Annotated in this window: 6 protein-coding genes and 1 tRNA gene; 6 read left to right on the top strand and 1 reads right to left on the bottom strand. The window is 63.8% G+C overall.

All coding sequences use genetic code 11. The annotated features are described in order from the left end of the window. Positions 1 to 543: redoxin domain-containing protein (locus VFF99_RS16165; protein WP_325019676.1), on the top strand; the 543-nt coding region annotated here is incomplete at its 5' end. 229 nt (positions 544 to 772) lie between these two features. After that, on the top strand, positions 773 to 1,720 hold the full coding sequence (locus VFF99_RS16160; protein WP_414691549.1) for a cytochrome-c peroxidase: 948 nt from the start codon (positions 773 to 775) through the stop codon (positions 1,718 to 1,720). Between the two features lie 34 nt (positions 1,721 to 1,754). Here VFF99_RS16160 and VFF99_RS16155 read toward each other — a convergent pair whose 3' ends face one another. Next, positions 1,755 to 2,009, bottom strand: coding sequence for a hypothetical protein (locus tag VFF99_RS16155; protein ID WP_325019672.1), 255 nt, complete (start codon positions 2,007 to 2,009; stop codon positions 1,755 to 1,757). A 217-nt stretch (positions 2,010 to 2,226) separates the two neighbouring features. Here VFF99_RS16155 and VFF99_RS16150 point away from each other — a divergent pair, with 217 nt between their 5' ends. The 4 genes from VFF99_RS16150 (at position 2,227) to VFF99_RS16135 (ending at position 8,649) form a co-directional block, all read left to right on the top strand. Further along, a complete protein-coding gene (locus VFF99_RS16150; RefSeq protein WP_414691548.1) occupies positions 2,227 to 4,575 on the top strand; it encodes a penicillin-binding protein 1A in 2,349 nt (782 codons plus the stop codon). Between the two features lie 70 nt (positions 4,576 to 4,645). Then, complete coding sequence (locus VFF99_RS16145) at positions 4,646 to 7,546, top strand: FG-GAP-like repeat-containing protein (RefSeq protein WP_325019671.1); 2,901 nt, start codon at positions 4,646 to 4,648, stop codon at positions 7,544 to 7,546. A gap of 166 nt (positions 7,547 to 7,712) precedes the next feature. Further along, the gene (locus tag VFF99_RS16140) at positions 7,713 to 8,528 is read left to right on the top strand and encodes a class I SAM-dependent methyltransferase (protein WP_325019669.1); all 816 of its coding nucleotides are present in this window, start codon (positions 7,713 to 7,715) and stop codon (positions 8,526 to 8,528) included. A gap of 44 nt (positions 8,529 to 8,572) precedes the next feature. Further along, a tRNA-Arg gene (locus VFF99_RS16135) sits at positions 8,573 to 8,649 on the top strand. Positions 8,650 to 8,690: the final 41 nt, after the last annotated feature.

Genomic DNA, 8,690 nt, shown 5'->3' with positions numbered 1-8,690 from the left:
GTATGCACGACTGAACTCGGCTACATGGCCAAGATCGAGCCGGAATTCACCAGGCGCGGCTGCAAGCTTATCGGCCTGAGCGTCGATCCGGTGGACAGCCACAAGATGTGGCTCAAGGATATCGAGGAAACCCAGGGCACGTTGCCGCAGTACCCGATCATCGCCGACAGCGACCTCTCCGTTTCCAAGACGTACAGCATGTTGCCGGCAGATGAGCCCGGCACGTCGGAAGGCCGCACGCCGGCGAACAATGCCACCGTGCGCTCCGTGTTCATGATCGGCCCCGACAAGCGGATCAAGCTGATGCTCACTTATCCGATGAGCACCGGCCGCAATTTCGACGAGATCCTGCGCGTGCTCGATTCAATCCAGCTGACCGCGTCGACCAAGGTGGCCACACCGGTCAACTGGAAGCCGGGCGAGGATGTCATCATTCCGCCGTCCGTCAGCGATGAGGAAGCGAAGACCTTGTTCCCCGAGGGTTGGAACACCATCAAGCCCTATCTGCGCACCGTCAAGCAGCCGCGCCGGCCCGGTGCATGACATAAGTGCATCACCTGCGCGCAGGAGAACGCGACATGTCTCCTGCGCGCTACCGTAAAACTACCGTAGTGCTTGATCCAGGATAGGTTTTCAGAAAAGGCTTGCCTCTCAGAAAAACCACGCTCCTATAATGGTCTTTAACAAAAGGCTTTTTCAAGTGGAGCGCATCATGCACACAACTCGCGTACTTTCTCTCACCGCCGCGGCGGTTTCACTGCTTGCGGCAAGCATGGCCTACGGTGCCAAGGGCGCCGAACCGATCGAACCGATCAAGGCCGCCAAGCCGCAAAATCCTGCGCTCGTCGAACTCGGCAAGAAGCTGTATTTCGATCCGCGCCTGTCCAAGTCGGGTTTCATTTCGTGCAATTCCTGCCATAACCTGTCGATGGGCGGCACCGACAACCTCAAGTCCTCGATCGGCCATAACTGGCAGCAGGGCCCGATCAACTCGCCCACCGTGCTCAACTCCAGCATGAACGTCGCGCAGTTCTGGGACGGCCGGGCGGCCGACCTCAAGGCGCAGGCCGGCGGCCCGATCGCCAATCCGGGCGAAATGGCATCGACCCATGCGCTCGCCATCGAAGTGCTGCAATCCATCCCGGGCTATGTGAGCGATTTCAAGAAGACCTTCGGTTCGGACAAGGTGGATATCGACAAGGTCACCAAGGCCATCGCCGCATTCGAGGAAACCCTCGTCACCCCCAACTCGCGCTTCGACAAGTGGCTGGCCGGCGACAAGAAGGCCATCACCGCGTTCGAGCTTGAGGGCTACAAGCTGTTCAAGGACAGCGGCTGCGTCGCCTGCCACAACGGCCCGGCGGTGGGCGGCAACTCCTTCCAGAAGATGGGCGTGGTGGAACCCTACAAGGCATCGAGCCCGGCGGAAGGCCGCGTTGCGGTGACCGGCAAGGATGCCGACCGCTTCACCTTCAAGGTGCCGACGCTGCGCAACGTGGAAATGACCTATCCCTACTTCCATGACGGCGCTGCCGCCACGCTGAAGGATGCGGTCGACGTGATGGGACGCCTGCAGCTGGGCAAGAAGTTCAGCGATGACGAGAATGCAAAGATCGTCGCCTTCCTGAAGACCCTGACCGGCGACATGCCGTCCTTCAAGATGCCGATCCTGCCGCCGTCCACCGACGCAACCCCGAGGCCGCAACCCTTTGGCGGTTGAGGTCTGACGGGCGAGGGTGCATTCCGTACCCTCGTCAGTTCGGCTTGAACTCGTAGTGGATCAGATAGACCCGGGCGCCATAGACGGCCGCCGTCGTGCGCTCGGTTCCTTCGATGGAGCGCACGACGCTCACTTCAAGGCAATCCGGCATGCCGGGCGGCAGGGCGACGCAGGCCCTTGTATAGCCCCGCCTCGGCAAGGTGGCCGGCATCACCCACGCGCGCACCGGTTCGCCGTCGTTCAGTGACGGCGAAAAGCGCGGCGCATCCGGGAAAAGTATCGAACTCATCGCATCAATGCTTGTGTTTCGGGCATTCCACTTTGGCATGCCCCGGGCGGTTTCGTTCCGTTATTCCTCTCGGCAACGGTAAAATGCTTCCCCTGCAGCAAGCGCGGCCCGCTCAGCGGCCGCCAGAATACAGGAAGCCACCTTGGAAGCAGATAAGTCGCCGCGCGCACGCCTGTCGCGGATCACCACCCGGATTGCCGGATATTTCAAGTCTGTCATCGACCCGGCCCTCGGCTGGCCGGCGAGGCTTAAGGCACTGGTCAAGGCGGGCATCGCCAGCGCGGCCATCGGCACGGTGCTGCTGCTTGCCTATACCATCCTCCTGATCCCCTTCACCCCCAGCATCGCCGACCTGCGCAAGGCCAAGGCAGAGACGCCGAGCGTGCTCCTGTCCGCCGACGGCAAGGAGCTTGCAGTGTTCAAGCGCATGAACCGCGAGTGGGTCGAGCTGAACCGCATTTCCCCGCATGTGATCAACGCGCTGATCGCCACCGAAGACCACCGCTTCTACCAGCATTTCGGCATCGATTTCCGGCGCACCGCGGCCGGCATCGTGCGTACGCTGCAGGGCGATCCCGAAGGCGGTTCCACCATCACGCAGCAGCTCGCGCGCAACCTCTACCCGGAAGAGATCGGCCGCAAGCGCAGCATCAACCGCAAGCTCAAGGAGCTGGTCACCGCGCTGAAGATCGAGCTCGCCTACTCGAAGCAGGAAATCCTGCTCACCTATCTCAACACGGTGCCTTTCCTGTACAACGCCTTCGGCATCGAAATGGCGGCGCGCACCTACTTCGACAAATCCGCCGCCGGGCTCAACGTGCTGGAAAGCGCGACCCTGGTCGGCATGCTCAAAGGCACCAGCTACTACAACCCGGTGCTGCGCCCCGAGCGCGCGCTGGAACGCCGCAACGTGGTGCTGTCGCAGATGGCGCGCAGGGGCGTGCTGTCCAAGGCCGAATTCGAGCGCCTGAAAACCCGACCGATCCGTCTCGACTTCGAACGTCAGCCGGAGCCGGTCGGCATGGCGCCGCATCTCGCGGTGCAGGTGCGCAAGTGGCTGATCGACTGGGCCGACCGCAACGACTACAACCTGTATTCCGACGGCCTGGTGGTCGTCTCCACCATTGATGCGCGCATGCAGGCATACGCCGAACAGGCGGTCGAGCGCCAGCTGCGGCGGCTGCAGGGCGTGGCAGACGGCGAATGGGGCACGGGCATGGCGCGCAGGACGCCCGCCAACGCCATTCATCCGCGCACGCGCCCCTCCGGCTACCTGTGGCGCGCCCGCGGCGACCTGCTCGATGCCTTCGTGCGCGAGTCCGCGCCCTACCGCAGGGCGGTCGAGGGCGGCATGCCCGCCGACGAGGCGCTCAGGCAGCTCAAGGCCGATGCCGCCTTCGTGCTGCCGCTGCTGGCCGACAAGACGCGGCTGGAAACCGGCTTCGTCGCCATCGATCCGTTGACCGGCCATGTGAAGGCCTGGGTGGGCAGCCGCGATTTCGGCATCGACCAGTATGACCACGTCGCCACCGCGCGCCGCCAGCCGGGCTCCACCTTCAAGCCCTTCGTCTACGGCGCCGCGCTTGAGAAAGGCATGTCGCCGGACAAACGCTTCAGCGACACCGAAGTCGAGATCCCGATGCCCGACGGCACCGTCTGGAAGCCCACTGACATGTCCGGGCCCAGCGGCCGCGAGATGACGCTGCGCGAAGCGCTGGCGCAATCGAAGAACACCATCACCGCGCAGGTGATGCAAGAAGTCGGACCGCGCCGCGTTGCCGAGTTCGCGCGCAGGATGGGCGTGGCCCAGAGCCCGCTCGAACCGGTGCCCGCGCTCGCGCTCGGCACCAGCCCGGTCACGCTGCTGGAAATGGTGTCCGCCTACGGCACCTTTGCCACCGGCGGCGAAGCGCGCAAGCCCATCATGGTCAGCCGTATCCTCGACAAGGAGGGCAAAGAGCTCGACAGCTTCACCAGCGAAGGCAAGCGCGTGCTCGACGAGGAAACCGCGCACGCGCTGACCGGCATGCTGCGCGCGGTAATCGACCAGGGCTCCGGCCGCGCGATCCGGTGGCAGCTCGGCAGCCGCGTGGACGTGGCCGGCAAGACCGGCACCACGCAGAACAATACGGACGGCTGGTTCATCCTCATGCACCCGCGCCTGGTCGCCGGCGCATGGGTCGGATTCAACGATGCGCGCGTCACGATGCGCAGCAGCTACTGGGGGCAAGGCGCGCACACGGCGCTGCCCCTGGTGGGCGACTTCACGCGGCGCACGCTGCAGGCGAAGCTCGTCGATGGCGGCGCGCGCTTCCCGAAACCGCCCGAGTCGTTCTTTGCGTCGCTGATGAACAGGGTGACGGAAATCTTCGGCTGGACGAAGGAAGAGCCGAAGCCGGCGGTGCGCCGCGCACCTGCGTCGCGTCCGGTGCCTGTGCCTGAGCCCGTGCCCGTGCCCGACATGCGCGAAGACGAGATGGAAAGAATCATCGAACAGGCGGTCGAGATGGTGCCGCCCGACTTCCCGCCGGCAGCAGATTCGTTCAACGGCGGCTACGAACGCTAACCGCAAATACGTCCTGCAGCACTTGCCCGCCTGTGGCAAGATGCAAAGCTTTCTATGAAGCAATAAAAGCATGGACTATCACGGCACGGACAAAGACGACGTCATCGACCAAACGGCCCTGGGCGTGCCCGACTGGACGCCGATCTACGGCGAGGGCGGGAACGACAGCATCCGCTTCGGCGCCCTCAATGCCATCGGCGGCGCGGGCAACGACACCCTGATCGGCACGGCCGCGCAGTCCACGGCCGCCTACTGGGGATCGCCGAAAGGCGTCGTGCTCGACCTGCGCGCCGGTACCGTGGAGGACGGATTCGGTACCGTGGATACTCTGGTCAATATCCGCTCCGTGCATGGCTCAGGCAATGCCGATACCTTGCTTGGCAGCGACGGCAACGACGCCTTCTATACCAGCTCCGGCGACGACTTCGTCGATGGTCGCGACGGCGAGGACAAGGTGCAGTTCCTTTTTTCGCCGTCCACCAAATTCTCGATCGCCTACAACGAAGCGGAAAAAACCTTCACTGTCGGCAATACCGATCCGAACGACGGGAACTACGGCACCAAGACCTTGAAGAACATCGAGGTCATTGAGTTCACCGGCGCCGGGGCCGACGGCGTCAAGGTCTCCGTGTCCTCGCTCTTGCCGAGCGGCTTTCGCATCACGCGCGGCACCCCGTTCGACAATGCCGATGCGGGAGGCAATCCGCGCTGGACCGTCACCGATCTCGACGGCGACGGCCGCCAGGACGTCGTGCTGCGCTTCGATCCGGAAGCCGCATTCAGCACGACAGTGATCGGCTACTCGCCCGTACGCTTCTTCCTGCAGCAGGCCGACGGCAGCTACAAGCTGGCCGACGGCGCGATGAGCGCGAATGTCGCGCCGACGCTGGTCAACCGCATCAAGAGCGCCGATTTCAATGGCGACGGAAAGGGCGATGTCGTGATCGGCGCCTCGGGCCAGGATCCTTATCTCGACGGCAAACCCTACGGACCGTGGCCGGGCGAAGTGTCGTATGTGCTGATGTCCGGCCAGGCCGCCCATACCAACGTTGCCGTTGCAGGCATGCCGCAACTGTTCTCGCACAGCGTTGCCGTCGGCGATATCGACGGCGACAACCGGCCCGACATCTTCATCGATTCCATCAACCAGTCGCCGCAGGCGGCATCCTATTTCCTGGTCAACGACGGCAAGGGCGGTTTCGGATTCGACCGCACGCGGCTGCCCGAATCCTTGCGCAATCCCGCTCCCGTCGTGACCTCCACCTTCTCCAACGGCGCGCCAAAAACGCTCGAGCAGAATACCTACACCGGCTGCATCCTGTTCGACGCCAACGGCGACGGCGCGCTCGACCTCGGCATGCTGCCGATGGGCGCGACATACAGGGGCAAGGTTTTCCTGAATGACGGCAAGGGCTTTTTCAGCGACAGCAGGAAAATCGATCTGCCCGCCGGGCCGTACGGGCACGGTTCGCAGTACTGGGAAAGCCCCGGCACGACCGAGTCCACCAGCGGCTCGATCTATCTCGATGCCGTTGCGCTGGACGTCAACGCCGACGGACGGCAAGACCTGGTGTCCGTCGTGACGAAGGACAAGCGCAATGACGCGTCCTACGAATACTATGCCGGCGCGGCGGTCCAGGTCCTCATCAATACCGGCAGCGGTTTTGCCGATGCCAGCAGCACGCACACCGATTTCGTCCATACGCCCGGCATCAACTACTCGCACTACGACTCGATCGAAGCGGTCGACATCAATGCCGACGGATTCAAGGACATCGTGGTGTACCGCGCACAATCGATGAGCAACGCAGACCTGGCCGCAGCGACGCGCTTCCTGGTCAATGACGGCCGCGGCTTCTTCAAGGAGACGCAGTATCCGGCCGGCCTGCAGGACGGCCAGCTGGTTGCGGTCGATCCCGCCTCGGGCAAGTACGTGATGTTTGCCGCGACCAACTTCGGCCGCAATCCGGCGACCGGATTCAGCGACTACAAGGTCAGGGTGGACAGCGTGGAGTTCGACTGGTCGCAGGGACGCGATTTCTTCACCGGCGAGCTGCGCGCATCGCAGGACATGCTGGCATCCGACCTCCCGGGACGCTGGATTCACGGGACCAACAACGGCAACGCCATCACGCTCTCCACCGGCGAGGAACGCGCCTACGGCTACGGCGGCGACGACAGCATCCGCGGCGGCGCCGGCAACGATGTGATCAACGGTGGAGACGGCACCGACACTGCACTCTATGCGGGCGCACGTGCAAGCTTCTCCATCGCCAGGAACGGACAGGGCATCACGGTGACCGACAAGACGGGCGGCGAGGGGACCGATACCCTTGCCGGCATCGAGCGGCTGCACTTCTCCGATGTGACGGTCGATCTGCAGATCGGTAGCGCCGCGCGCAGCATTGCCGCGGCCGATCTCAAGATGCTCGAAGAGCTGTACGTGGCCTTCTTCAACCGCGTTCCGGACGCGGAGGGCCTGGGCTACTGGATCGCGCAATTCCGCAACGGGCAGAGCATGGCGAGCATTGCCGACAACTTCTATCAGGCGGCCGTCCAGTTCAGTACGCTGACCGGCTACTCGAGCACGATGAGCAATGCAGACTTTGTGAAGGTCATCTACAAGAACGTGCTCGGCCGCTCCGGCACGAGCGCGCCGCCCGACGAAGACGTGGCGTACTGGGCGGGCGAACTTGCGGACGGCCGGGCAAGCAAGGGCAGCCTGATCGCCACCATGCTGAACTCGGCGCACAGCTTCAAGGGCAACGCGACATGGGGCTGGGTTGCCGACCTGCTGGACAACAAGCTTGCCGTCGCCAACTACTATGCCGTGGAGCAGGGGCTGACGTGCATCGATCCCGGCGAAGCAATTACCCGTGGCATGGCGATTGCAGCGGCGGTTACTCCCGACGACACTTCGGCGGCGATCGCTCTGGTGGGAGTGGCGGACGGCGCTCTGTCCGGCGTGTAACTCGCACGCCGGCATGCCGGCGTTTGCGCGATATCTGTCCCTCGTCAAGCTCCCGGCGGCTTTGCTGCCTATCTTGGAAAGTGCGCCTCCGCGAGGCGGCACAGGCGTTTCCGCCGGAAACGTCGTGCCCGCCTCGCGGCAACGCTCTTTTCCGAGGAGGATCGACATGAGCGAACAAACCATCCAGCAGCACAACCAGAAGCCTGCCGCGGTATGGAACAGCGGCGGTGCGAATTACGAACGGATCAGCCAGACCATTGCCGATGCAATCGAGCACTGTGTCATCCGGCTGGACCCGAAACCGCAGGAGCGCGTGCTCGACGTTGCCACCGGCACAGGCTGGGCCGCGCGCCGGGTTGCAGCGCGCGGCGCGCAAGTGACCGGCATCGACCTCGGCGCCGATCTCATCGAGGCCGCTCGGGCGCGCGCCAACGACGAGCAGTTGAAGATCGACTTCCAGGTTGGCGATGCCGAATCGCTTCCTTTTGAAAACAAGACCTTCGATGCCGTGATCTCCACCTTCGGCGTGATGTTCGCCAGCAGGCCGGAAGCCGCCGCCAACGAACTCTCCCGCATATGCAAGCCGGGCGGCCGCATCGCCCTGACCGCATGGCTGCCCGACAGCGCGATGGTCGGCGTGTTCAAGGTCATGAAAACCTACATGGCCGCTCCGGCCACGCCCGCGCCGCCATCCCCCTTCGAATGGGGCGGCCGCGAGCGCGTGCAGCAACTGCTGGGAGCGAGCTTCGACCTGCGCTTCGAGCAGGGCACCTCGGTGCTGCGCACGCCGGACGGAGAAGCGGCATGGAACCTGTTCGTCACCGGCTATGGACCCACGCGGACGCTCGCCTCGACACTTGACGGTGACCGCCTGGAGAACCTGAAGCGGGATTTCATCGCCTTCCATGACGGCTTCAAGTCGGACCTGGGCGTTGCCATGCCGCGCGAGTACCTGGTGACGATCGGCATCCGCAAATCCTGAAGCAGGTGACATCGGCAACGTGAAGTGATACACTTCGCTCCCTCGCGGCTGTAGCTCAGCTGGATAGAGTACTTGGCTACGAACCAAGGGGTCGTGGGTTCGATTCCTGCCAGCCGCGCCATACATGAAGGGCCACGTTTTCGGACGTGGCCCTTTTTCATT

The organism is Noviherbaspirillum sp. (genome assembly GCF_035654295.1).
In the GTDB taxonomy this organism is placed as follows: domain Bacteria; phylum Pseudomonadota; class Gammaproteobacteria; order Burkholderiales; family Burkholderiaceae_D; genus Noviherbaspirillum.
Note: the sequence above shows the minus strand (reverse complement) of the source record. Positions and strands in the feature narration are given on the sequence as shown.

Excerpts from the sequence above, each read along its gene's own strand:
- VFF99_RS16160 (WP_414691549.1), top strand. The coding sequence starts at position 773 with ATGGCCTACGGTGCCAAGGGCGCCGAACCGATCGAACCGATCAAGGCC.
- VFF99_RS16155 (WP_325019672.1), bottom strand. The coding sequence starts at position 2,009 with ATGAGTTCGATACTTTTCCCGGATGCGCCGCGCTTTTCGCCGTCACTG.
- VFF99_RS16145 (WP_325019671.1), top strand. The coding sequence starts at position 4,646 with ATGGACTATCACGGCACGGACAAAGACGACGTCATCGACCAAACGGCC.
- VFF99_RS16140 (WP_325019669.1), top strand. The coding sequence starts at position 7,713 with ATGAGCGAACAAACCATCCAGCAGCACAACCAGAAGCCTGCCGCGGTA.